General features: G+C 63.0%; 17 protein-coding genes. 14 read left to right on the top strand and 3 right to left on the bottom strand.

All coding sequences use genetic code 11. The annotated features are described in order from the left end of the window. Positions 1 to 1,210: 1,210 nt before the first annotated feature. Both IEV64_RS19845 and IEV64_RS13825 read left to right on the top strand, forming a co-directional pair. A complete protein-coding gene (locus IEV64_RS19845) occupies positions 1,211 to 2,902 on the top strand; it encodes a hypothetical protein (protein ID WP_229722631.1) in 1,692 nt (563 codons plus the stop codon). An 899-nt stretch (positions 2,903 to 3,801) separates the two neighbouring features. Then, on the top strand, positions 3,802 to 5,106 hold the full coding sequence (locus tag IEV64_RS13825; protein WP_188424135.1) for an acetamidase/formamidase family protein: 1,305 nt from the start codon (positions 3,802 to 3,804) through the stop codon (positions 5,104 to 5,106). Here the strand turns inward: IEV64_RS13825 and IEV64_RS13820 are convergent, their stop codons facing one another. Further along, entirely contained in the window at positions 5,107 to 5,367 is a 261-nt protein-coding gene (locus tag IEV64_RS13820) for a ubiquitin-like small modifier protein 1 (protein WP_007274078.1), read from the bottom strand. 179 nt (positions 5,368 to 5,546) lie between these two features. On the opposite strand from IEV64_RS13820, the gene IEV64_RS13815 reads away from it, so the two are divergent. The 8 genes from IEV64_RS13815 (at position 5,547) to IEV64_RS13780 (ending at position 16,131) form a co-directional block, all read left to right on the top strand. Further along, positions 5,547 to 6,560: a sensor histidine kinase gene (locus IEV64_RS13815; RefSeq protein ID WP_188424134.1), complete on the top strand. Its 1,014-nt coding sequence runs from the start codon at positions 5,547 to 5,549 to the stop codon at positions 6,558 to 6,560. A 455-nt stretch (positions 6,561 to 7,015) separates the two neighbouring features. Then, positions 7,016 to 7,717, top strand: a complete 702-nt coding sequence (locus IEV64_RS13810) for a polyprenol monophosphomannose synthase (protein WP_007274080.1) — start codon at positions 7,016 to 7,018, stop codon at positions 7,715 to 7,717. Next, entirely contained in the window at positions 7,714 to 8,835 is a 1,122-nt protein-coding gene (locus IEV64_RS13805; protein WP_188424133.1) for a glycosyltransferase family 4 protein, read from the top strand. Before IEV64_RS13810 ends, IEV64_RS13805 begins: the two co-directional genes overlap by 4 nt. After that, positions 8,832 to 11,534, top strand: coding sequence for a GtrA family protein (locus tag IEV64_RS13800; RefSeq protein ID WP_188424132.1), 2,703 nt, complete (start codon positions 8,832 to 8,834; stop codon positions 11,532 to 11,534). The genes IEV64_RS13805 and IEV64_RS13800 overlap by 4 nt, the downstream gene beginning before the upstream one ends. Next, entirely contained in the window at positions 11,531 to 12,883 is a 1,353-nt protein-coding gene (locus IEV64_RS13795; RefSeq protein WP_007274083.1) for a sulfatase, read from the top strand. Before IEV64_RS13800 ends, IEV64_RS13795 begins: the two co-directional genes overlap by 4 nt. A gap of 418 nt (positions 12,884 to 13,301) precedes the next feature. Then, the gene (locus IEV64_RS13790) at positions 13,302 to 13,607 is read left to right on the top strand and encodes a hypothetical protein (RefSeq protein WP_007274084.1); all 306 of its coding nucleotides are present in this window, start codon (positions 13,302 to 13,304) and stop codon (positions 13,605 to 13,607) included. A gap of 239 nt (positions 13,608 to 13,846) precedes the next feature. Beyond that, positions 13,847 to 14,650: an inositol monophosphatase family protein gene (locus tag IEV64_RS13785; protein WP_188424131.1), complete on the top strand. Its 804-nt coding sequence runs from the start codon at positions 13,847 to 13,849 to the stop codon at positions 14,648 to 14,650. Positions 14,651 to 15,333: 683 nt separating this feature from the next. Continuing rightward, a complete protein-coding gene (locus tag IEV64_RS13780) occupies positions 15,334 to 16,131 on the top strand; it encodes an IclR family transcriptional regulator (protein ID WP_188424130.1) in 798 nt (265 codons plus the stop codon). A gap of 55 nt (positions 16,132 to 16,186) precedes the next feature. Here IEV64_RS13780 and IEV64_RS13775 read toward each other — a convergent pair whose 3' ends face one another. Beyond that, on the bottom strand, positions 16,187 to 17,854 hold the full coding sequence (locus IEV64_RS13775; protein WP_188424129.1) for an aldehyde ferredoxin oxidoreductase family protein: 1,668 nt from the start codon (positions 17,852 to 17,854) through the stop codon (positions 16,187 to 16,189). A 158-nt stretch (positions 17,855 to 18,012) separates the two neighbouring features. Here IEV64_RS13775 and IEV64_RS13770 point away from each other — a divergent pair, with 158 nt between their 5' ends. Together IEV64_RS13770 and IEV64_RS13765 are read left to right on the top strand one after the other, a co-directional pair. Then, a complete protein-coding gene (locus IEV64_RS13770; protein ID WP_188424128.1) occupies positions 18,013 to 19,392 on the top strand; it encodes an aspartate aminotransferase family protein in 1,380 nt (459 codons plus the stop codon). A gap of 45 nt (positions 19,393 to 19,437) precedes the next feature. Further along, positions 19,438 to 19,824 carry a Rid family detoxifying hydrolase gene (locus IEV64_RS13765; RefSeq protein WP_007274089.1) on the top strand — a complete coding sequence of 129 codons (387 nt, stop codon included), beginning with the start codon at positions 19,438 to 19,440 and terminating at the stop codon, positions 19,822 to 19,824. A gap of 63 nt (positions 19,825 to 19,887) precedes the next feature. Here IEV64_RS13765 and IEV64_RS13760 read toward each other — a convergent pair whose 3' ends face one another. After that, positions 19,888 to 20,541 carry a DUF8102 family protein gene (locus tag IEV64_RS13760; RefSeq protein WP_007274090.1) on the bottom strand — a complete coding sequence of 218 codons (654 nt, stop codon included), beginning with the start codon at positions 20,539 to 20,541 and terminating at the stop codon, positions 19,888 to 19,890. 457 nt (positions 20,542 to 20,998) lie between these two features. Here IEV64_RS13760 and IEV64_RS13755 point away from each other — a divergent pair, with 457 nt between their 5' ends. Together IEV64_RS13755 and IEV64_RS13750 are read left to right on the top strand one after the other, a co-directional pair. Continuing rightward, on the top strand, positions 20,999 to 22,633 hold the full coding sequence (locus tag IEV64_RS13755; RefSeq protein ID WP_007274091.1) for a BCCT family transporter: 1,635 nt from the start codon (positions 20,999 to 21,001) through the stop codon (positions 22,631 to 22,633). 198 nt (positions 22,634 to 22,831) lie between these two features. Beyond that, entirely contained in the window at positions 22,832 to 24,190 is a 1,359-nt protein-coding gene (locus IEV64_RS13750; RefSeq protein WP_007274092.1) for an aminotransferase class III-fold pyridoxal phosphate-dependent enzyme, read from the top strand. Positions 24,191 to 24,246: the final 56 nt, after the last annotated feature.

Here is a 24,246-nt window from a genome sequence, read left to right as displayed (position 1 = left end):
CGACGGGTGACTTGTCGGTGGCCGTATCGGGCCGTGTATATACGACTTCAGCACGTCCGTCGATGACTGTACTACTGCTTGTGTTTGCGTTGCCGACGTAGAAATTTCCGAACGTCGGAGAGTCGTCATTCTGTTGTTCGGATTGCGGAGAAGTCTCAGGAGAGGTCTGTGTATTGGTGTTCGGTCCGCTGTTGTCTGTTGTGCTATTGCACCCTGCGATAGTCGCAGCAAGTGCGACTCCAGTTGCGCGAAGAAACGCTTTCCGAGAGATGCCCGATGACATACAGATCGTACTGACCGGGGAACTGACTTAGTCGATTGCCGAAATCGGCCACAGGTTAGGCACAAATTCATTCCAGTTCATGCAGAACGCCCGATATTGACAAATGATGTTAGATTGGGATAATACTGTATCGCCCAGAGCGTATGCATTGAGAGCGCCGGTCTCAACTACTGCGACACGAGGTAGATATCGCAGTATATGGTTTATCGGCGTTTCCAGACCCGCGTTCGGCCGTGAGCGAAGAGAGCGAACGCGAACCGACGAGCCGAGTGCTTGAAATCGTCGCATGGGCCAAAACGGCAGTATCGGCGTCGCCGGTCATTGAGGCGACCACTCGAACTCGGAGTGGAGTCGAAAGAAATCGTTCGACCGCCCGAGTTAGACTGAGTTCGCGACAGTCGACGGGTCGAACCGTGGCAGTGAGTCTTCGGCCCGTGAAACCGGGACCGAAACCAGCGAAGTAGCGCTCTGCGGACCACCCCGAATCTGAATACGCGATTTCGGCGAGTATAATCAAATATATCATATATCTAACTTTCCCGCAAATATCGTTGTCTCCAGTAGACAATGAGGGTTAGCAGAATATCGACCAGCCACCGGATTTCGGTGATGAATCATATTTCGCGATATACAATTCTGAGGACAGCGTCAACACCCAGTTTCGGAGGATGGGCTCGAAACTGGCCACCTCGGGCCGAACTGTACATCGCAAGATCGTACTCACACCAGCGAAACCCGACTCCTCACAATCAGAAGACGGGTGCTCGCCGCCTCACTCGCTCATAATCAAGAATTTTCTCTCGCACGTCTTCCTCGGTCGGTCCCCGCCGCGTCGGGATCAAATAGTTCACATCCGGGTTCGACAGCGTCTGAGATACGTCCTAGTAGTCACTCGACACTTATGTAGTTCCAGCAAACGTATCGAATATGGACAATACGCCTCCAAGCCGGCGAGACATCCTCTCCCTTGTCGGGATTGGTCTGACCACCAGTCTCGCCGGCTGTAATAGCCCCACAGAACCAGAGCCCGCACCGGATAGTTCTGCGCAGACAGAAACCAGAAGCGGAGACGGAGACATATCTATCAGTATCTCTACGGAGACTCAGCCATCCGAACTACCGAGTATCTGGGAAGATCAGAGTATTGAGGACTTTCAGGCCCAGTTCAAGGTTGAGACCACCGGAGGGCCAACCCAGGCCACAGTCTCGAACGGAAAAATAGAGATTAATAATGACTCAGAGCAGTGGAACGGAAGTAATGTTACAGTACAGCCAGGCCAGATGCAGAGCGGTGAACAACAGTTTACGGCAACCGCTTCAAAAGGTTCCCAGCAAGTACAGGACACTGCACCAGGCGTAAAATCAACTCCAGGCAACTACAAATTAGATATTATACCTCAGAGAAATGAAGAACTGAGGAACCAGATCAGCCAGAACACTCTAGAAGATAGCTATCTTGAGAAACGTGGCGGATTCGTCACATCAGATCCAGTACTAGATACCTACAGCAGCCACGAACAGCTCTCATTCGATAAGTTCGGAATCGACCTTGTGGCCTACGAATGGCGACACGACAACGACTATACTGACTTAGCAGAAGCTCAACCTATAGAAGTAAAGAACTTTGTGGACAGTATTGGTGTAGACACAGGCAATTCCGAAATTGAAGCAATCAAGAGCGGAGAGCAGGGCATTAGCAAATATCCGAATGCTAGTGGCCGTAGAGATGGAGGGTCGTTCCAGTTAGAGGAATTTCAAGAAGCAACAACTCTGGGCGAAGCCCTTGACTGGGTACACCCTTACTTGTTCAACTGGCAAATAATTAGAACTGACAAAGGACCAGTATCTACAGAAGATGCACTGTACGCTCCTGCCCTAGAAAGAGCAATAGAGCAAAATACCAATCAAGGCCTTGAAGTCCATGCATGGGATGTTGAAACCTTAGGCCACGGCACAGGCCTTATCTACGGTAAAAACGCTGACGGCTCAGAAGAACTCAGATTCATGGAAACAGTGGCAACCCCAGTCACAGCTACCGCAGATGACCAACAGCTACACCCCTTAATCGAGAACTCAGGATACTTAGAACCAGGAAACGATGGATTCGAAGAATACTGGCACCCACTACGATTCGGCTGGGAAAAAGACGAAGACACATCTTCATGGGGATTCGAGCAGAAAAAGAGGAGTGCAGTAAGCGCATGCGGAGGAATGTCTAACTCACTCCACGCAGAAAACAATCCTCTACCAGGAGTTTCTGATACAGTTGCTCCGACAACCAAATATGTCGTTGACTTCACAGAAAAACTTAGAAATTTCAACCAGAACGACATAAAATTCGAGACTCTATACAACCAGTCGAAAGTGTTAGAAAAGATGGTCATGGATGAAGATACCAACCACATCATCTATGGAGACACTGAGAACCCACAATACGCAGTAGTAGAAGACGACTCTCTAATTGAAGACGTATGGGAAGACAGAAGCGGAGAATACGACGACTTCAACCAATTCCTCCGTGATAATCCCGAGTACAGCATGGGCATAGATAATGTTGGCACATCACTAGACGGAGAGGAGATGGATGACTTCGGCCAGCAGGTACTGGCCGGAGCGTGACTGTTAATTTGTACGGCTGAGGAACTTCGGCGAGCAGATCACTCTATATGCTTTATATTTCAAAATAATATTCTGAAATGAAGACACGCAATAGATCCATCTTCCGAGACTGTGAAGATTCTAGAGTTCCGGAGGATGGTTTTGATGCGTGCCTTCTTTTCGGGACTTCCAAAGAGGAACCCATAGATGATCCGTTTCATCCAACACACCCGAAAGTAGATTGCGTCAAGTGCGGCAATCTACGGACCCCCCAGAACCGTCCCGGTCGCCGAAGACGATTTTCCCGTTGAGTATTGTGTTATACAGACAAAATTGCTTGCCATCGATTTCGACAGCGGTCTCGTCAGCTACGATATGCGAGTTGATGAGCCTACTGGTGAGTAATTAGACACAAGCGTTCTGTGCCGAGAATTCAGAGAACTCTTTTGTCTCGTTGATCGAACACTCAGTCACGCGAAGTCCGACAAACGCCCTGATGAACGTCTGTTTCTGACTCTTTACTGCCGGTATTATATATAGAGGGACAGATGTAATTCTCCGATTCGTCTGAGAATAATACTTATTTAAGCTCCTCTCCAGCAGATTAACAACGTAGTTGATATATTCTCAGACCTCACCGAAAACGACGCCGAAGTGGGTCGGAGTCGATGAGTCCACTGTCAAAATTGACGGCCAGTAGTCTTGGTTATACACTACAATATTTCAGGTGCGAAAAATGATTATTGACGCGTTGTGCAAGCGTTATAGAACCGCTCCGGCGGCTGCGGTTCTCGACGGTGTTGTGAGAAACGCGACTGTTCAGGGTCGGTGTGTCTGAGCGGTGCTTCGGATAAGAGTACTGAGAGACCGACTTCCGCATACACAATAGATAACATGCGACAGGTCGAACGTCACGACACATGTCTGAAAAACCAGCTGAAACACTCGAAGTAGACGAGTTCACGCTCGGACTCGTCGGACCCGAACAGGAGTGGGCGGGAACGGTCCGCGACGGGGGGACGGTCAAGACACACACCCCCGCCGGGTGCTGGGGACCGATGATCACTCCGTCGTTCCGCGGCGGACACGAGGTCACGCGGCCGATTTACGTCGAAAACGCCGAGCCGGGCGACGCGCTCGTCGTCCGAATCAAGGACGTCGAGGTGACGAGCGTCGCGACGAGCACCGGGAGCATGGCGGAGCGGGAGGGCGCGTTCGGCGACGACCCGTTCGTCGACCACCGCTGTCCCGAGTGCGGGACGCCGTGGCCCGAGACCGTCGTCGAAGGGACGGGACCGGAGTCGATTCGCTGTGCGGAGTGCGGCGCCAACGCGTCGTCGTTCGGGTTCGAGTACGGTTACACCGTCGTCTTCGACGACGACCGAACCGTCGGCATCACCGTCGGCGCCGACGGTGCCCACCAGTTAGCCGAGCGCGCCGACGAGGCGATGGCGCTCCCCGAGAACTCGCGGCAACACCCGATTTTGCTGTACGAGCCCGACGAGATGCCCGGAGCGCTCGGTCGCCTGCGCCCGTTTATCGGAAACATCGGGACGACGCCGGCGGTCGAACTCCCCGACTCGCATAACGCGGGGGACTTCGGGCAGTTCCTCATCGGTGCCGAACACGACTGGGGGCTCCCGGACGAAGCGGCGCTCGAAGCGCGGACCGACGGCCACCTCGACTCGAACGAGGTGCGACCCGGTGCGGTGCTCATCTGCCCCGTTCGGGTCGACGGTGCCGGGTTGTACGTCGGCGACCTCCACGCCAACCAAGGAGACGGCGAACTCTCGCTCCACACGACGGACGTGAGCGGGCGGACCGAACTCGAAGTGGAGGTCATCAAGGGTCTCGACCTGCCGGGACCGTTGTTGCTCCCGAACGAAGCGGACCTCCCGCACATCGCGAAACCCTACACCGACGCCGAGCGTGACGCCGGGGCGACACTCGCGGACGAGTACGACGTCGAGAGGCTTCACGACGCCCTGCCGCTTCAGGTCATCGGGTCGGGCGCGACCATCAACGACGCGACGGAGAACGCGTTCGCGAGGGCGAGTTCGCTGTTCGGTATCAGCGAGGGAGAGGTCCGGTCTCGGTGCACGTTCACCGGCGGCGTCGAAATCGCTCGCCTGCCGGGCGTCGTCCAGTTGTCGATGCTCGTCCCGGTCGAACTGCTCGACGAGGTCGGCCTCACCGAGACCGTTCGCGAGCAGTACGGGGCGTAGTCAGCCGCCCCGCATCGCCGGAAAGAGCTTCACGGGCTCCCCGTCCGGTATCGCGTCGTCCAACGCCGCCTTGCGCGCTCCGACCATCACTCGGACGCTCGGGCGGACGCCGCCGCTCTCGTCGTAGAGGTGTGTTTCCGCGCTCGGATGGCGTGCCACGAACGCGTCGAGCAGGTCGCGAACCGTCGCTCCGCTCGGTGCTACGTCGACGGTCTTTCCACCTGCCGCGGACCGAAGCGGCCCGTAAACGGTAACCTGCATACCGAGTGCAGGGAGGCAACACAGAAATCACTACGGGTGCACGGAACTCGGCACGAATCCGCCACAGCGACTCGCAGAAGCCGGTTGCGAGCGTCCTGAGTACTGGTCGACGTCCGTGCGAAGAGATATTATTCTCACGGATACTGTACTGTCATGGGCGAACGTACGTGGATAAATCAATGCAACCCGGGGAACACGGCAGGGTAGTCTCACTCGAAGATATTCCGCTTCACTCGACGAACCTCCTCTCGCTACTCGACGAAGACGGCGTTATCCACTATCAGAGCCCCTCAGTCGAGCGCTTGCTCGGGTTCGACCGAGACGAACTGGTGGGCGTTTCGTGCACCGACTGCTTCCACCCGGACGACCGCGATAGAGTGTACGACGCGTTCAAAAACGTCGTCTCGCGTGACGAGTACGTCGTCGAGGCCATCGAGTACCGCCATCTACAGGGCGACGACACCTACACGTGGGTCGAGTCTGTCACGTCCTCGGAGCCGACCTCCGGTGGCCACTACGTTATCAACACGCGCGACATCTCCGAGCGAAAGCAGAAACAGAAGGAGCTCGAACGCGCCAACGAGCGCCTCAAGGAGTTCGCGGACATCGTCACCCACGACCTCCGAAACCCGCTCAGCGTCGCGATCGGGCGGCTCAAACGAGCGCGTAGAGAGTTCGAAAGCGAGGAGCTCGACGCGATGGTCGAGCCGCTCAATCGGATGTCGCGGATGATAACCGAACTTCGGACGCTCACGATGGGCCGGCGCCAAGACGCGAAGACGATGCCGGTCTCGATAGCGTCGCACGCGAAAACGTCGTGGATGGTGACCGAGACGGGGGACAGCGAGCTACGGGTGGAGATAGACCCGGCGGTCGAGTACGAGGCGGACATCGGCCTCCTCGACCACGTCTTCGAGAACCTGTTTCGGAACGCGGTCGCCCACAACCAAACCCCGGTGACGGTGACCGTGGGGGCGCTTGAGGGTCGGACCGGCTTCTACGTGGCAGACGACGGGGACGGAATCCCGCCCGAGAAAGCCGACGACGTCCTCGAATACGGCTATTCGACTGCACGCGGCGGGACCGGGGTCGGTCTCACTATCGTCAGCGAGTTCGTGGCGGCCCACGGGTGGGAACTGGCGATCGAGAACGCCGAGGACGGCGGGGCGAGGTTCGAGATTCACACGGAGTGACGGTCGTCTCGACGGACGTCTGTGGCGGCGACGGGGCCCGCTGAGCTCCCCGGACGCGGCGCCAAGTGTTTTGTACCGGGTGGTCGGATGCCTTGACCGCGGGTACCAGACGAACGATTCTGTTGACCTGCGAACGGGACGCAGAGCGCCCCGCCGACGCGAAACTCACGGGAGTCGCACGTTTCGCCCGGTCCCACCTACGCGTTCTCGTGTGATTCAGGAGATAGATTCTGTCACGCATTTAAATAATACTTGTAAAATTGTATCTAATTTTAGAATAAACTACTAGAATATAACTGTTGTGGAGAGAGTATATGTCATCACAACCCATATTGTCATGGTAGCGCATAGCAATCATGAGCCAGCCCGAACCACACTACAGAGAGCCATCTCTCGGCGCCCATACGGCCGCTCGCTCGGTTGGGCGGGAGGAAGCGACGTCCGCCGTCCCACGGGTGTCTGTCATTATTCCGACGTACAACGAAGCCGAGAACATCCTGGACGCAATCGACCGCTGTCACGACGCCCTCGCCGACCACTCCTCCGAGATTATCGTCGTCGACGACGACTCCCCGGACGGGACGTGGCGACTCGTCGAACGGCGGTACGACGCGACTGACAACGTTCGCGTCATCCGGCGCGAGGGGGCGCGCGGGCTGGCGACCGCTGTCGCCTACGGGTTCGCTCACGCCACCGCCGACTCCTGTGCGGTCATCGACGCGGACCTACAGCACCCACCCGAGTTGCTACCCGACCTCGTCGATACGGTCGCCAACGACGTCGACATCGCCATCGCCAGTCGGTACGTCTCCCGCGGCGGCGTCGCCTACTGGCCGTGGCACCGCCGGGTCGTCAGTCGCGGCGCGACAGTTCTCGCTCGGCTCTGTATCCCGTCGGCGAGGGGCGTCGCAGACCCGCTCAGCGGCTACTTCGTCGTCCGCCGCGACCTGCTCCGGGAGGCGACGCTCAGCCCGACCGGGTACAAAATCCTCTTAGAACTGCTCACGCGCTGTGACGGGGCGGAGGTCCGAGAGGTCCCGTACGTCTTCGAGGACCGGCGAAACGGCGACTCGAAGCTCTCGTCTCGGGAGTACCTCGAATATCTGTTGCACCTCGCGAAGCTTTCGTACCACAGTCGCCGGCGAGCGCTCGTATGACTGACTTCCGACCCGTCCCGTTCGGTGACGCCCACGGTGCGTCGCACGCGGCACCCCACACCCACCCCGCCCACGCGAACCCCTCCGAGAAGCGCGTTGCGCTCTGTCCGCACCTCTCGCTCGAACACTACCGCGGCGGCGAGAAGTGGACCGCCACCCTCGCGAACCGACTCGCCGCCGACGGCGTGAACGTCGCCGTCCACGCGCTCCCGTACGCGCCCGGGAACACGCGTCGCGTCGCCGTCAGAGACGTTCTCGACGCGGCCGTGCCGTACCGCGAAGCGTGGCGACACGACCTCTCGGCGTACGACACCGCGTACGTGTTCTACGCGCCGCTTTCCGAACTGTTCTTCACCGGAGCGAGTCGGGCCATCGCCGGCATTCACTCGTGGGTTTACGTGTCGCCGCGGCTGTTCGAGTCGCATTACGGACTGGTGCCGACGGTCGTGAAAGCGCTCTACCGAACCATCGGTGCGACCGACCTCAGACGGTACGCCGCCGTTCACACCGTGACGCCCGCGTTCAGGTCGCCGCACGCGAACACGGTGTACATTCCCAACTTCGTCGACACCGACCGCTTCTCTCCCGGGCGGGCCCCGCTCGACGACGAGTTCACCGTGCTCGTCACCGCCGCGCGCATCCGCGAGAAGGGATGGGACACGGTGCGAGCAGTCGCCCGTCGCCTCCCGGCGAACGTTCGGTTACTGGCGACCGGAACGGGGAGTGACCCGTACGTCACGGACCTCGGGTTCCTTACGGAGGGCGAACTCGCGGACGCGTACGCCCGAGCACACGTCGTCCTCCACGCGGCCCGCGTCGACACCGATAGCATGGTCATAAACGAGGCGTGCGCCTCCGGAACGCCGGTCGTCACCACGTCGCTACCGACCCACGACGTCGAAAACGAGGCGGTTCTCCACCGGGACACGCCGGACGAGATGCTCGGCGCGATAGCGATGCTGTACGACGAGTGGGAACGCGGCGACGGCTACGACGAGCGGTGTCGCGTCGCGCGCCGCGAGGGCGAGACGCACGGGTTCGACGTCGTCTACCCGCAACTCAAGCGGTTACTGCTCGGCGAGTCGGTCCCGGCGTCTCGCCCGGAGGTGGTCGGATGAGCGGCGACCAGTCGGTCGCCGACCGACTCCGGTCGCTCCCGCTCACCGGGCGTAACAGGCGGTTCGTTCAGTACCTCATCGTCGGTCTCGTCGGCATCAGTATCAACGAGGGGTTACTGTTCCTCGTGAGCGGTGTCGGCGGCCTCTCGTACGTGATTGGGGGCACGGTCGGTCGGGTCGTGAGCACGTTCGCCAACTTCGTCATCAACGACCGCTGGACGTGGCGGTCCTACGGGGGCATCGGACACCGGCCGTGGGCGTGGCGGGCGACGAAATACGGGATGACGCGGGTCGTCGGTATCGCCATCGGCGTCGTCGCGCTCGTCGCGTTCGTCGAACTCCTCGGACTGCACTACCTCGTGGCCAACGTCGCCGCTATCGGCGTCGGCGCGCTCTGGGGCTTCACCGCCAGCGACCGGTTCGTCTGGCAGGCGAATCGGGACGGCGCGGTCGTGAGCGACTTCGATTGGCCCGCGCTACAGGACCGACTGGCGAAAGTCGACAGACCGACGTGGTCCGTCGTGGCCGTCTCGGCCGGGGTGTTCGTCGTGTTCAGCCTCCTCACGGTCCAACTCTATCGAGGGTACTGGACGACGGGGTCCGACTTCGGCTCGTACGTCCACATGCTCTCGACGACCCTCGACGGACAGGGGTTTCTCATCCACGGGAAGTACCGCGTGAGTCACCCGGGAGGCTCCTACTGGGGTGCGCACTTCTCGTTGACGCTCCTGTTTTTCCTCCCGCTTTTCGCGGTCGTTCGGTCGCCGATGACGCTCCTCGTCGCGAAGTCGTTCCTCCTCGCGTCCAGCGTGCTGGCCCTCTGGTTCGTCGCTCGAACGCATATCAAGAGCGACCGTCTCGCCGGGGTGGTCGTCCTCTCGTACGTGCTCAACCCGTTCCTCTGGTCGGCGTGGCTGTTCGACTTCCAGGAGCAGTCACTGCTCCCGGTGCTCATCTTCGGCGCGTACTACGCGTACGTCCGCCGCCGATACGTCGCGTTCTTGGGCCTTCTCGCGCTCGTACTCCTCACGAACGAGTTCGTCATCTTCATCGTCATCGGCGCGCTCTCCGGCCTCGCTGTCGCGGCGTACCGCGGCGGCCGACTCGACGACGAGCGCTGGGTGCTCCTCGCCGGCTTCCTGTTCGTCCTGTTCGCGCACGTCCTCTCCGGGGCGGTCATGGACCGATTCAGCCTCTACGGCGGTATCCCGATGGCGTCCATCGCCGGCCCGCTCAAGCCGTACGTCGGTCCGCGGGTGGGCGTCGGCGAGCTACTCGCGCTCGGCGTGAGCGACCCGACGCTCATCGTCAGCGCGTTCGGCGTGAACCTCTCCGACAAACTGCTCTACTTCGTCGTCTTTCTCGTCCCCGTCGTCTTCCTCTCGCTGAACGACGAGGTGTCGCTCGGTGCGCTCGCCCCGTACCTCCTGTTTTCGTGGTTCTTCGCGGGGCGGTCGATTTACTACATGTTCGGCGCGCACTACCCGCTTTACCTCCTCCCGTTTCTCTACATCGGAGCCGTCCGCGTCGCCGGCCGGGGCGCGGTTTCGATACCGTCTCAGGAACTCCTGTTTCGGTTGTTCGCGACCGTCATCGCCATCAACATCGTCACGGGGGCCGTCGTCGGGTTCGACCTGAACGTCGTCCCGGTGCCGACGCAGAACGAACACACGGAGACGCTCGAACGGGCCATCGACGGCATCCCCGCCGACGCGTCGTTGCTCACGCAGAACGACATCTACCCCCACATCGCGATGCGGCCGAACGCGACCTACGTCGTTCGACCGGACATGTTCCACCAGTACCAACGGGAGTACGGGGCTATCACGCCGGAGTACGTCCTCTACGACACCCGCCTCACCGGCCGGCCGTACGACTGGTCGCAGGCCGTCCAAACGGCGTTCGGCGACCGCCTCGGAACCGAGTACGGTCTCTATCAGTACCAAGACGGCATCTACGTCTACAAACGGGGGTACAGCGGTCGTATCGCCATCATCGACGACGCCTACGAGTTCGACGAGCGGTTCGACGTCGGCGAGTTCGAACTCAGTCAGGAGAACGCGCGGGTCGTCGGCGACGACATCGTCGGCGAGGGCGGCGGCGAGGGGAACTTCTGGTTCGGCCCCTATATCGAACTCCCGCCGGGGAACTACACCGCGACGTACCGCGTGAACGTCGAGAGCGCCGGCGACGACCCCGTGTTGCGGCTGAACGTCGGTGCGGGCCACAACAGCCGGGTCGTCGCCGAGCGGACCGTCGGCGCGACCGACGGCTGGGAGAACGTGACCCTCCCGTTCACGCTCGACCAACCCACCACGGGCGTCGAGTTCCGCGGGGCGGGAGCGGGCGGCAACGGGACGGTTCGGTTCGACGCCGTCCGCGTCGTGTATCAGTCGGCCGACGCCGACGCCGACGCCGGCGGCTCGGAGAACGGAACGACCGCCGCAGGGGGCGCGGTCCCCCCCGAACTGTGGATGGAACTGAACTCGGTCCCGACCGAGGACGACCCCGCTGTCGGCTCGAACGAAAGCGACGCCGAGACCGACGATGCCGACCCCGCCGAGACAGGCGAGTTCGGCGTGGCTCGACTGGCGGCGTTTCCGGCGGGCCTGACTACCAGTCCGCCGGTCGCCGCTCCCGCTCGACCGTCACGAATCGACGGCGACCACGCACCGTCCGCCGAGGTGACCACCGAATGAAAACGCTACTCATCACCGTCGACGCGTGGCGCGCCAGCCACGCGTCGTTCATGCCGAACAGCACAGCGTCACGAACGCCGGCGTTGGAATCGCTCGCCGAACGCGGCGCGGTCTTCACGCAGGCCGTCAGCCACGGCCCGGCGACGCCGTACGCGTTTCCGGCGCTGTTGACATCGACGTATCCGCTCGATTTCGGGGGGTACGAACGGATTCGAGCGGACCGGACGCTCCTGAGCGAACGGCTCGCCGACGCCGGATACTCCTGTTCGGGGATTCACGCGAACCCGTGGCTCGGCGAGAGATACGGCTACGCGCGCGGCTACGAGACCTACCGCGATGTCGGGGCGTTCAGCTCCCCGACGCTCGATAGCGCCCGGGAGTTCCTTATCAACCGATTCGGCCTCGACCACCCGGTGTACCGGGCGGCACAGTACCTGTTCCGGTTCGGCAGTGCCCCGCTGTACCGCCTCCGCGGCGGGGCCGACGAGGTGTCGCTGGCGCGGCGGGCGCTCGCCGATGCGCCGGCGGACAGTTTCGTCTGGGTCCATCTCCTCGACCCGCACGCACCCTACGCGCCGCCGAAGCGACACCGCGAGGCCGTCGGCGTCCGGTTGGGTCGGTCGTCGGCGACCCAGTTGACGACGCGGGCGCAACACAGCCCGGACAGCCTCAGCGAACGCGAACGCGAGTCGGTACACAGACTCTACGACGCCTCGGTCCGGCACGCGGACGAGCGCGTCGGAGCGATTCTCTCGGAGGTCGGCGACGACGCGCTCGTCGTCGTCACGGCCGACCACGGCGAGGCGCTCTTCGAGCACGGGCAGGTCGGCCACGAACCCGCGCTGTACGACGAGTTGGTTCACGTCCCGCTTTTGGTTCGGCCGCCCGCGAGCGAACTCGCCGGCCCGCTCGTCGTCGACACGCAGGTCAGACACGTCGACATCGCGCCCACCGTCCTCGATTACGCCGGCGTCGACGCCCCGCCGTCGTTCGGGGGGAAGTCGCTCCGACCCGCAATCGAGGGGAGAGCGATTCCGGAACCGCCGGCCGTGACGGAAGTCGCGTCGACCCGGCAGACGCCGGGTCGCATCGACGAGTCCGCGTTACAAATCGGCGTCAGACTGCCCACGCACAAACTCGTTTCGCGGGGAGACGAGCTGTACGGGTTCGACTTGCAGGCCGACCCGGGTGAACTCGCCCCGATTCCGAACCCCGAGGGTGCCGACTGGCGGCCGCTATACCGTCAGCTACGGGAGCGCCGCGACGCCATCGACTTCACCGGGACGGTCGCCGCCGAGCGCGACGCGACCGTCGAGGAGCGACTCCGCGAACTCGGCTATCTCGACTAGGCCGCTCCGTGTCCCTGGCGTCGCCCGGCGAGCGCGTGGCAGTCCACGTTCGTCGTCACCGTACCGTGTGACTTCACCGTCTCCATACCGGCGAAGACGACGGCCCGCGGGACTGCACAAAATACGGCAGTGATAAAACATTAAAATTATTAACATTAAATTTATGCTGTAAATATGGTTTTCACCACGGGAACTAAGTCGTTAGATGGACCCTAAGAAACGATGTCTGACAGGAATATCGAACGTCGAGATCTTATCAAAATACTAGCGTGATGCCCGCGAGAGCGTACGCCAGTTCGCTCGTCGCACTCACTCCGGACGGAGATGTCGTGCCGGAAATCGCCGAATCCGTCAAGGCGAGTCCCTCCCGTATCTCGACGCCGTTCGATTCGAAATCGTGCCCGGAGACTCCTCTCGGATGACGCAGTTGCAGACCGGCGACACGCACATCGCGAACGACGAAATCGACCTCGGGGTGATACGCGACGCGCTGTCGGACCGCGGCGACGCGACTGACGACGCGTCGGTTGTGGACGTTCTCTACAAGGGTCACGTCCGCGAACGGATACAATCGGTGACCGGCGATGACGTCCCAGACCGTCCCGCGTCAGTCGCCCGAGACGCCTTCGGGAAGTTGGTCGATGGGAATCGTGACGCCGCCGTATCCACGTCAAACAGGCGGGTATGGAGACATTCTGTGAGAGCGAGGAACCGACGTCACTGACGACGGATGCCGGCAGTGAAGTGAGCTGTCACCTGCACGCGGAATCCGCGCCCCGACCGTCAGCGTCGGACCGCGTTAGTGAACCGCGATAGGAGCAAGATTCCGTGACGCGGCGACGCGGCGATGGTCGGCGCGAGAGCCGACCCGAACTCGGCTGGCGCGACGGTCGCCGACGGCGGAGAGACAGAAGCGCTGTCCGCTGTCCGAGGCTTTTTCTCGCCGTGTAATGCATAGCCGTCATGGACGCAGACCCCCGCGAAGCAGTCGCAGTCGCCGCCGCGGAAGTGGGAGCAGAGCACGCGTCGGCGCGGTTCAGGACCGAACTTGACATCGAACAGAAGGACGACGAAATCGACCTCGTGACCGAGGTCGACCGCGAGACGCAACGGCGGGTCATCGCGGAGATTCGAGAGCGGTTCCCCGACGACGCGGTCGTCGGCGAGGAGGAAGACGAACTGAAGACCGTCCCCGAGTCGGGCTACGCGTGGATTATCGACCCGATAGACGGGACGCAGAACTACACGCGGGGGGCCCGCGAGTGGGTGACGAGCGTCGCCGTCGTCAGAGACCAGACGCCGATTGCGGCGGTGAACGTCTCCCCCGAGACGGGAGACACCTACATCGCCACGGAGGAGAGAGTCGAGCGGAACGGCCGGCCCATGACGGTCAGCGACGAATCGAACACCAGCGCCTTCCTCGTCTCCTCGACGCTCCGGTATCAGGACGGTGACCGACCGGGAATCGAACGGCTTTCGGGAGACATCTTCGGCACGTTCGGCGAGATGCGGAAGCTCGGGACGACGCAACTGACGCTTTCGCGACTCGCCGACGGGTCGATAGACGCGGTCGTCGGGCTCGACGAACAGCCGAACGCGTGGGACACCGTGGCCGGGGTCTACCTCGTCGAACGCGCGGGCGGAACGGTAACCGACCTCGACGGAAACAGGTGGGGGCCGGGACAGCCGGGTCTCGTCGCGTCCAACGGGCGCGCACACGACGAGGTACTCGAAGCGGCGCAGGCGGCGTTCGAGGCGACGCGATAGCGGCGTCGCCGCCCCTTCGTCTGCCGAAACGACTCGCGGTGGCGTGACTGTAATCCATCGAATTACACGGTTATGCCTGTAATGGATCGGCGCGTGCGACACCGACGATAGCGAGACCACGGAGACGAGAGGACAGCGACAGCGGAAGACAGTCGGCGACCACGGAGTTATATCAATTTATAGATATGTAGAGCGTTGGGACCACACGGTGGACCGACGACAAACGGGTATCACGACTCCGGCACGCCACCGGACGGTACGGCGAGCGAACCGGTCGCTTCCCCCGCTCCGACGGGCCTATTTAAACGTTCGCGCCTCCGAAAATCGAGTCGAAAGCGGGCGTTTCAGCCCCTCGTTCGCCCGTGAGACCGAACCTCACGTGCCTCGGAGAGAACCGGCGTTCCTCCCTTCCGAATACGTATAAACCGATGCGGCGGTCACCCCGCCGAAGAACGGATAATTCCAACGAGGGCCCTCCGTAACCAGCGTATAGAGGAATGTTAACCATTGACAAACGATGGGATTTAAAATAAAGGTTCGACTCTGCGGAACGGTTGGAACGCCCGTTCGTCGGGTGGTCGCTTCCAGTCGAGCGACCGGCGTCGCAGTTGCGGTCGCCGGCTGGCACGGCCGCCCCGATAAACGGAGGTACATCTTTAACCCCGGACCGTGGATTCCTCTCCATGAATAGACACGACCCGTCCGGCGTGCTCAAGACGACCGCCGCCTCGCTGGCGCTCGTCGACCACATCCTCGAACTGGAGGGGGCGACGATGAGCGAGTTGGTCGAGGCGACGGACCTCGCGAAGAGCACGGTCCACGCTCACCTCAAGACGCTCGCGGAGTACGGCTACGTCGTGAACGTCGACAACGAGTACCACCTCGGGGCGAAGTTCTGCCATCTCGGCGACTACGTCAGGACGCGCAAGGACTACTACCGCGTCGCCCAGGAGACCGTCTCGTGGCTCGACAGCGAGTCGTCGATGGACGCGGACTTCGCGGTCGAAGAACACGGTCGAATCGTCTCGCTGTACGGCGACCTCGAATTCGCGAACTCGCCGCGGTTTCTCATCGACGGCAGTCCGTTCCACGTCCACACGACGTGTTCCGGCAAGGCGATTATCGCCGAGTACCCGGAGACGCGAGTGCGGGAAATCATCGACCGCTGGGGACTGCCGGCGGCGACGGACGACTCCATCACGACCGAAGAGGAACTGTTCGCGGAGCTGGCGACGGTCCGCGAGCAAGGGTACGCCGAGAACAGCGGCGAGGCGGTCGAGGGCTTTTGGGCCATCGGCAAGGCCGTGAAGTCGCCGCGCGGCGAGGTGTACGGGTCGCTGAATCTGAGCGGGCCGGCGTACGTCGTCGACGAGGAGACGCGGGCGACGCAGGTCGAACTGCTCGAACGCGCCGCCGAGCGGTTCGAACAGGGCGTCGCGGAACTGTATCAGACCCAAGCGAGCGAGCCGAACGAAGAGTGAACGCGGGAAGAGAGGAACGCGGAGAATCCGTCGGGCGGAGGGGTAGCCAGACGCGTTACGCCGGGACGTTTCCGGACGGGACGACGCCGTCGTCGGTCCAGCCGCGACGCTCGTAGTACGCTTCGAGCGCCGCCTCGAACCCGTCTAACTCGTCGGCGTACGGGAGCGTGTCGTCGCCGCGGTCGAAGCCGCGCTGGTTGTTGAAGTGCCGTTCGAGCGTGACGATGCGGTCGCCGACGGCCAGCAGGTCCTCGAAGTCGGCGCCGAACAGCATCTCGTAGCGCTCGGGGGTCATGAAGTCCCGCGAGAACTTACAGACGATGCCGCTGTCGTTGAGCGCCATCTGGTTTTCCTTCTCGATGAGGCGCTTGGGCTTGCCCTCGAACCCTTCCGGCGGGTAGGCGTCGTCCTTGCCGACGAGCGGGTACTCCTGGGAGTAGAACACCGCGTACATGTGGTCCGCGCCGCGGTTGGCGACGGCGTACGACAGGCCCTGTCCGTGGAGGACGCGCCCCTCGTGGGCGGCGAAGTCCATCCCCTTGACCGTCCAGTTCTCCACGCCGAGGTCGTCGTGGACGCGGGCGATGCCCTCGGCGAGGTCGTCGCCGACGCCCTCTCGGTGCGCGATTTTCTCCACGAGGTCGTGGATGAGGTCGGTGTTGCCGAACTCGTCTTCGCTGGCGAGGTAGGCCGCGACGGTGTTGCCGGCCGAGATGGCATCGAGGCCGTAGCGGTCGCACAGTTCGTTCGACTTCATCACCTCGACGATGTCGTCGACGCCGGAGTTCGACCCGAACGCCATAGTGACTTCGAACTCGGGGCCCTCGGTTTCCACGCCCGCCTCCTCGTCCCTCGTGGGGAGTTTGCACGCGAACGCGCAGGCGGAACAGGTGCCCTTCTTGTACTTCTTTTTCTCGATGGCGTCGCCGTTGATGCCCTCCGCGCCCTCGAAGTGGCGCTCGGAGAAGTAGTACGACGGGAGGCCGTCCATCTCGTTGGCGAGGTCCAGCACGGCGACCGTCCCCTGTCGTTTCATGATGTGGTCGTCGGTGGCGGCCTCGCGGTGAATCTCCATCTGCGACGCCGGAATCTCGATGTCGGGCGCGGAGTCGCCGCCGAAGGTGAGCGCCTTCACGTTCTTCGACCCGAGGACCGCGCCGAGGCCGCCGCGACCGAACGCGCGCTCCTCGCTCGTCATGATGGAGGCGAAGCGCACGAGGTTCTCGCCGGCGGGACCGACGACCATCGTCCGGTCGGCTTCGATGCCGTGTTCGTCGTCGAGGTACGCGACCGTCTCGGGGACCGTCGCGCCGGCGAGGTCCGGGACGGACTCGAACTCGACGCCCTCGTCTGTGACGTGGAGGACGACCAACTCGTCGCTCGCGCCCGTGAGTTCGACCGCCGAGTAGCCCGCGTCCGCGAAGTTCCGCGAGACGAACCCGCCCGCGTTCGACGAGCAGAGGCCGCCGGTCAAAGGCGAGACGCTGGTGCAGTTCGTGCGGCCGGTGAAACTCATGTTCGAGGACTGCATGGGACCGGTGCTGAAGTAAACCCGGTTCTCCGGGCTGAAGGGGTCAACGTCGAATGAGACGCGCTCGTGGGCGAGGCGGGTGGCCACCCCGCGGCCGCCGACGTAGGATTCGAGAATCTCGTCGATGTCTTCCGTCCGGCTGGTCTTGTCCCCTAAGTCGACCGTGAGAAGCGGACCTTGTGCGTGTAACATGAAGGAAAAGAGGCGGTGCCTCGCACTAATCCATTGTGGTTACTGTTACGTCGCTAACCAAATCACCGCGGGAGACCGGTTCCGAAACCGGATACTGTGTACGTCATCAATAGGAAGCGTGGACAAATTATTTATGACTGTTCTGCATGGGTTGAGGCATGGTCGCAGGTCCACCGATTCACGAGTTGCACTTCGACGACGCGCCGAGCGTGGGCGACGTTCCGGGGCCGAAGTCGACGCGACTCCTCGAAAAGCAACAGCGGATCGACAGTAGCGCCGTCTCGTACCCCGAGGACATCCCCATCGCGTTCGAAAGCGGGAAGGGCGCGACGGTGCGCGACGCCGACGGCAACACCTTCATCGACATGTTCGCCGGTATCGGCGTGCTGAACGTCGGGCACTCGAACCCGTACGTCCTCGACGCGGTTCACGAACAGACCGACAAGTTCGTCCACACGGTCGACTTCCCGACGGAGGCCCGACTCGACCTCATCGAGAAGTTGGACGAAATCGCGCCCGAGGGACTGCGCGGGAACAACCGCGTCGTCTTCGGCGGCCCGACGGGGAGCGACGCCATCGAGGCCTCCATCAAACTCGCCAAGTACAACACCGGGGGGACCGGTCTCGTCGCCTTCCGCGGCGCGTACCACGGCGCGACGAGCGGCGCGATGAGTCTCACCGGCAACAAGAAGTTCAAGGGCGACTACTCGCCGCTCCTCCCCGACGTGGTCCACGCGCCCTATCCGAACACCATCGAGATGGGCAAGGGACCGCAGGAGGCGGTCGACCACTGTCTCGAAGAGGTCAAGGCCATCTTCGAGGACCCCTACGGCGGCCTCGCCAACCCGGCGGGTATCTTCGTCGAACCGATTCAGGGCGAAGGCGGCGTCGTCACCCCGCCGAAGGGGTTCCTGAAGGGCCTCCGCGACATCGCCGACGACAACGGCGTGCCGCTCGTGTTCGACGAGATTCAGAGCGGCCTCGGGCGCACCGGCGAGTGGTGGGCCAACGAGTGGTACGGCGTCACGCCGGACGTGATGACCTCGGCGAAGGCGCTCGGCGGGACCGGCTTCCCGCTGTCGGCGACCATCTATCACGAGGACCTCGACACGTGGGGGTCGGGCGACCACGCGGGCACGTACCGCGGCCACGTCGTCGGGATGCGCGCCGGCACCCGCGCCATCGAGTACATCCAGCAACACGACCTCCTCGCGCACGCCCGCGACCTCGGCCAGTACATCCGCGATCGGCTCTCCGAGGTCGCAGAGGACAACCCCCGAGTCGTGGACGTTCGTGGGAAGGGGCTGTTCATCGCCGCGGAGTTCGTCGACGCCGAGGGCAAGCCCGACGGCGACGCGGCCGACGCGCTCCAGCAGTACTGCTTCGAGCGCGGCGTGTTAGTCTGGAAGGCCGGCCGGCACGGGAACGTCCTGCGTCTGCTCCCGCCGCTCGTGCTCACCCGCGACCTCGCGGAGACGGCGCTCGACGTCATCACCGACGGTATCGAGGCGGTCACGGCCGAGAAACAGCGGCTCTGAGTCGCCCGCGCCGAGCGCACACCACACGATTCACGCTCACCAACGATGCCACCGGAACGAGTCATCACGGACGACGCCCCGCGCACGGACAACCCCTACTCGCAGGGCGTCGTCGCCGGCGACACGCTCTACGTCTCGGGCTACGGCCCGGTCGACCCCGAGACGGGCGAGGAGGTCGACGGCGACATCGAGGAACAGACCGACCGCGTGCTCGACAACATCGCGGCCGTCGTCTCCGAGGCCGGCGGCGACGGCCTCGACGACGCGGTGAAACTGACGGTGTACGTCGCCGACCTCGACGACTACGAGCGGGTCAACGAGGCGTACGGCGCGCGGTTCGACGAGGTGCCGCCGGCCCGCGTCTGCGTCGAGGTCGCGCGCCTGCCCGGCGACGTTCGCGTCGAGATGGACGCGATAGCGTATCTCGGATAGGCCGCGGCTCGCGGGGGCGCAACCGCGCGACCGCGGGTTTATTCAGGGGTGGCGGACCGCGGTTCAGTCGTTCAGTTCGTCGACCCGGCGGTCGCGCCGCTCGTTCGCGGCGTCGATTCGCTCGAGGAACGCCGACATCTGCGCTTTCATGTCGGCGCGCAGGTCGGTCGCAGAGAAGTCGTCGGACTCCGCGAGGAGCCTGACGAACGCCTGTAGCTCCTCGTCCGTGAGCTGGTCGAACGCGCCGCGTTCGAGTTTGTCGATGACGGCGTCGACGTCGATTTGGCCGACCGGTTCGACGTTGAAGTCGACCGTGACCATCCGGTAGTCGGAGCCGGCGAGTTCCTGTTCGGCCTTGTTGACGCCCTCGGCGAGCATGTCCTTGAACGGCGTGTAGTAACCCATCGTCCCGAGGTGGAGGAACGCGAGCATGTCGGTGATGCCCCGGGTGTACGCCTCGCGGTCGGCGGCGTCGGGGTTGAACACCGTCTCGCGGTCGCGGTCTTCGAGCGACTCGAAGAGGATGGTGAAATCGAGGATGGCGTTGCGGAGGCGGCGTCGAATCCGGTTTCGCTTCTGTTTCTTCGAGTGGTCGGTGTAGTCGGTCTTCCGACCGAGCAGGAACTCGCGGTCGCTCGGCGTGAGGATGCCGCGGCCGCGGTCGGCGGCGTAGGCGAGGTCGTCGGTGCCGTCCGTTCCGTCGGCGTCGTTTGCCATATACAGAACGCGTGTACGAATTCGATTAAGCGTTACGAACGGACCGAAAATCCGGCCGATACGGGCCGTGAATACGGAAATTCCCGGTGTCTGTCTACAGTTCGTATGAGCGCGCCGGGAGAACGCAAGCGAGGAGGCCACGTGAGGAGCGAAGCGCCCGACTACGACGTGACAATCCGCCGAAGGCGAAGCCGGCAGATTTTTCGACCGTTTGTAAACGGATTTCGTTCTCGGCGTCACCGATAACCACAAATTTTATGGTAATGTTTGCACTTGTCGTGATGTGAGACATCACGTAGCATGGTGTCCGTCGGAGCGATAGCATGACAGACCACATTACAGCACGCGGGTGCAACGGTCATCGTGGCGCACAGTTCGGGGCGCGGGCCTCGACCAGTCAGTCGGGAGGTGGCGGTCCCGTTCGGACGGAGTCGAACGGGGCGATTACGCACGGGGGGTGTCGGCGGTGAGTTCCTCGAACGGCGCGGTCAGCGAGTTCCTCGACGAGATCGAGCCGGTGATATTCGCGTTCGGCGCGGCGATAACCCTGCTCTTCGTCGGCGCGTTCAGCCTCAACCCCGATGCCTCCTACGAGTTCGTCCTCGGCATTCGCCGGTGGATTCTCGCCACGTTCAACTGGTTCTTCCTAATAGCGATGCTCGGGTTTGTCCTGTTCTTGGGCTTCGTCATCTTCGGGCCGTGGGGGAACCTGAAGCTCGGCGACGAGGACCCAGAGTACAGCTTCCTCTCGTACTTCGCGATGATGTACTCCGCCGGACTCGCGGCGGGCATCGTCTTCTGGGGGCCCGCCGAGGCGCTGTTCCACTACTCGACGGTCCCGCCGCTGTACGGGGCCGAGGCGCAGTCCGCGGCGGCGATGCCGCTGGCGGTCCAGTACTCCATCTTCCACTGGAGTCTGACCCAGTGGTCGTGTTTCACCGTGATGGGCCTCGCCATCGGCTACTTCGTCTACAACTACGACGCGCCGCTTCGCGTGTCGGCGGTCCTGACGCCGATTCTCGGCGCGGACAACGTCGACGGCGCAATCGGGAAGGTCGTCGACATCCTCGCCGTGTTCGCGACTCTCGGCGGCGTCGCCACCTCGCTGGGCTTCATCGGGAGTCAGTTCATCACCGGCCTGAACTTCCAGTGGGGCATTCAACTCGGCGACGTGGGAACCATCCTCGTCATCACGGGCATGGTCGTCATCTTCACCATCTCGCTGGTGTTGGGCGTCGACAAGGGGATTCGCCGGCTCTCGAACTTCAACATGGTCGTGTTCGGCCTGCTGATGCTCGCGACGCTGATATTCGGGCCGACCTTCCGCATCCTCGAACTCGGCACGCAGGCGACCGGCGGCTTCATCGGCGACTTCTTCCAGATGAGCCTGTTCACGCAGGCGACCACGACCAGCGCCAGCAAGTGGGTCAACGCGTGGACCGTCTTCTACTGGCTCTGGCCGCTCGCGTGGTCGCCCTTCGCGGGGCTGTTCATCGCCCGCATCTCGCGCGGTCGGAGCGTCCGCGAAGTCGCGTTCGCCGGTATCGGCGCGACCTCGCTGGCGACGGTCCCGTGGTTCGCCATCGTCGGCGGCGCGGGCGTCATCATGCAACACAGCGGCGCGGCGAACGTGCTCGGGCCGGTCTCGGAGTACGGCGAGGCGGTCTCGGGGTACGTCCTCTTCGGCAACCTCCCCATCGCCGGGCCGCTCCTCCTGTTCGCGTTCCTCGTGCTCGTGACGACGTTCTTCGTCACCTCCGCCGACTCATCCACCCTCGCGGTGTCGATGATGACGACCGGCGGTAAAGAAGAGCCGTCCGCGCTCAACCGCGTCTTCTGGGCCGTCCTCCAGGGCGCGGTGGCGTCCATCCTGATGGTCGTCGGCGGCGTGAACGCCCTGCAGTCCGCGGCGATTATCACGGGCGCGCCGTTCGCCGTTATCTGCGTGATAGCGACGCTCGGACTCATCCGGACCTTCCAAGACGACTACGGGAGCCTCCTCCTCCAAGACGAGACGAGTCTCTGGGGGAAGTCGGAGTCGACCGGCGGGCAGTCGCCGGCCGCGAACGTCTCCAGCCACGACGACGACTGACGCCGAGCCCAACCGAACGTCGTTCCGCCCCCGTCTCTGTCCCCGTCGCCGTCCGTCTCCGTTCTCTGCGTCCCGGTTCCGTCCGACCGCGAGCGTCGCCGTCGCGGCCGATGCGGCCGACGTGACCGTTTCGAACGGACCCACACGGTCGTTCCTGAGATACCAAGTTTTAATGTACACCATTAACAAATCCTGTGTATGGATAGGGATACCGCAGAGCCGGACGCAGCAGCGCTTCCCGGGCCAAACGCCGAGAAGTGGGTCGAGTTCCACCACGAGCACGCCGCGCCCAGCGAGTACTCCCACGAGTTCGTCTGGGACGTGACCGCCGAGGCCGACGGCCCGTTCGTCACCGACGTGGACGGCAACGTCCTCTTGGACTTCACCTGTCACATCGGAGCCGCCCCGCTCGGCTACAACAACGAGAAAGTGCTGTCGAAGCTCCGCGAGTTCGACCTCGTCGAGCCGATGAAAATCGCCGGTCAGGACATGTACTTCGGAGCCGGTCCAGACCCCGAGACGGCCGAGTTCCCCGGGTCGAGCCACCTGATGGACAAGCTCACCGACGTGTCGTCTCACTACGGGATGGACACGGTGTTCCTGTCGAACTCCGGGGCGGAGGCCGTCGAGAACGCGATGAAGATAACCCACGACCGCAAGGCTCCCGCGAAGTACGGCTACGCCTTCGAAGGGAGCTTCCACGGGCGGACGCTCGGGACGCTCTCGCTCACGAAGTCGAAGGAGGTCTACACCCGCCACTACCCGGAGGTCGCGGGCATCGAGACGGTGCCGTTCTGCGCGGATTCGGGCTGTTCGGCGGACTCTTGCGACTGCGGCTTCTTCGCGGGCGGCGGCTCGCGGTTGCGGAACTCGCTGTCGCCGGAAGGCGGTCACGTCAACCCCGACGAGGTCGCGTTCGCGATTCTCGAACCGATTCAGGGCGTCGGCGGCTACCGCTTCCCGAGCGAGGAGTTCATGGCCGAGGTGGGCGACGTCTGCGACACCTACGACATCCCGCTCGTCGTGGACGAGATTCAGTCGGGCGTCGGGCGGACGGGCGAGATGTGGGCCGCCGACCACTACCCCATCGAACCCGACGTCATCGCCAGCGCGAAGGGACTCCGCGTCGGCGCGACCGTCTCGCGGTCCGAGGTCTTCCCGACCGAGAAGAACCGCCTCGGGTCGACGTTCGGCGGCGGCGACCTGCTCGCGTCGATGCAGGGCGCGCTCACCCTCGACGCCATCGAGGAGTACGACCTGCTCGACAACGCGACCGAGCGCGGCCGGCAGGCGAAGGAGCTCCTCGCCGACGACGCGCCCGACCACGTGGTCGACGTGCGCGGCAAGGGCCTCATGCTCGCCGTCGAGTTCGACACCAAACAGCGCCGCGACGCCGTCGTCGAGGCGGCGCTCGACCGCGGCCTGCTCACCCTCGGCTGTGGGAAGAAGACGATTCGCCTCCTGCCCCCGCTCGACTCCACCGAGCGCGAAATCGAGCTGGGCGTGGGCATCTTCTGCGAGGCGATGGACGCCGTGGCGACCGAAGCGGTCGCGTGAGCGTGGGTTTCGCCGGACGGACAGCGTGAGAAAGAACGGACCCGAGACGCGGTCTG

This window comes from Haloferax sulfurifontis, assembly GCF_014635105.1.
Classification (GTDB): Archaea; Halobacteriota; Halobacteria; order Halobacteriales; family Haloferacaceae; genus Haloferax; species Haloferax denitrificans.
Note: the sequence above shows the minus strand (reverse complement) of the source record. Positions and strands in the feature narration are given on the sequence as shown.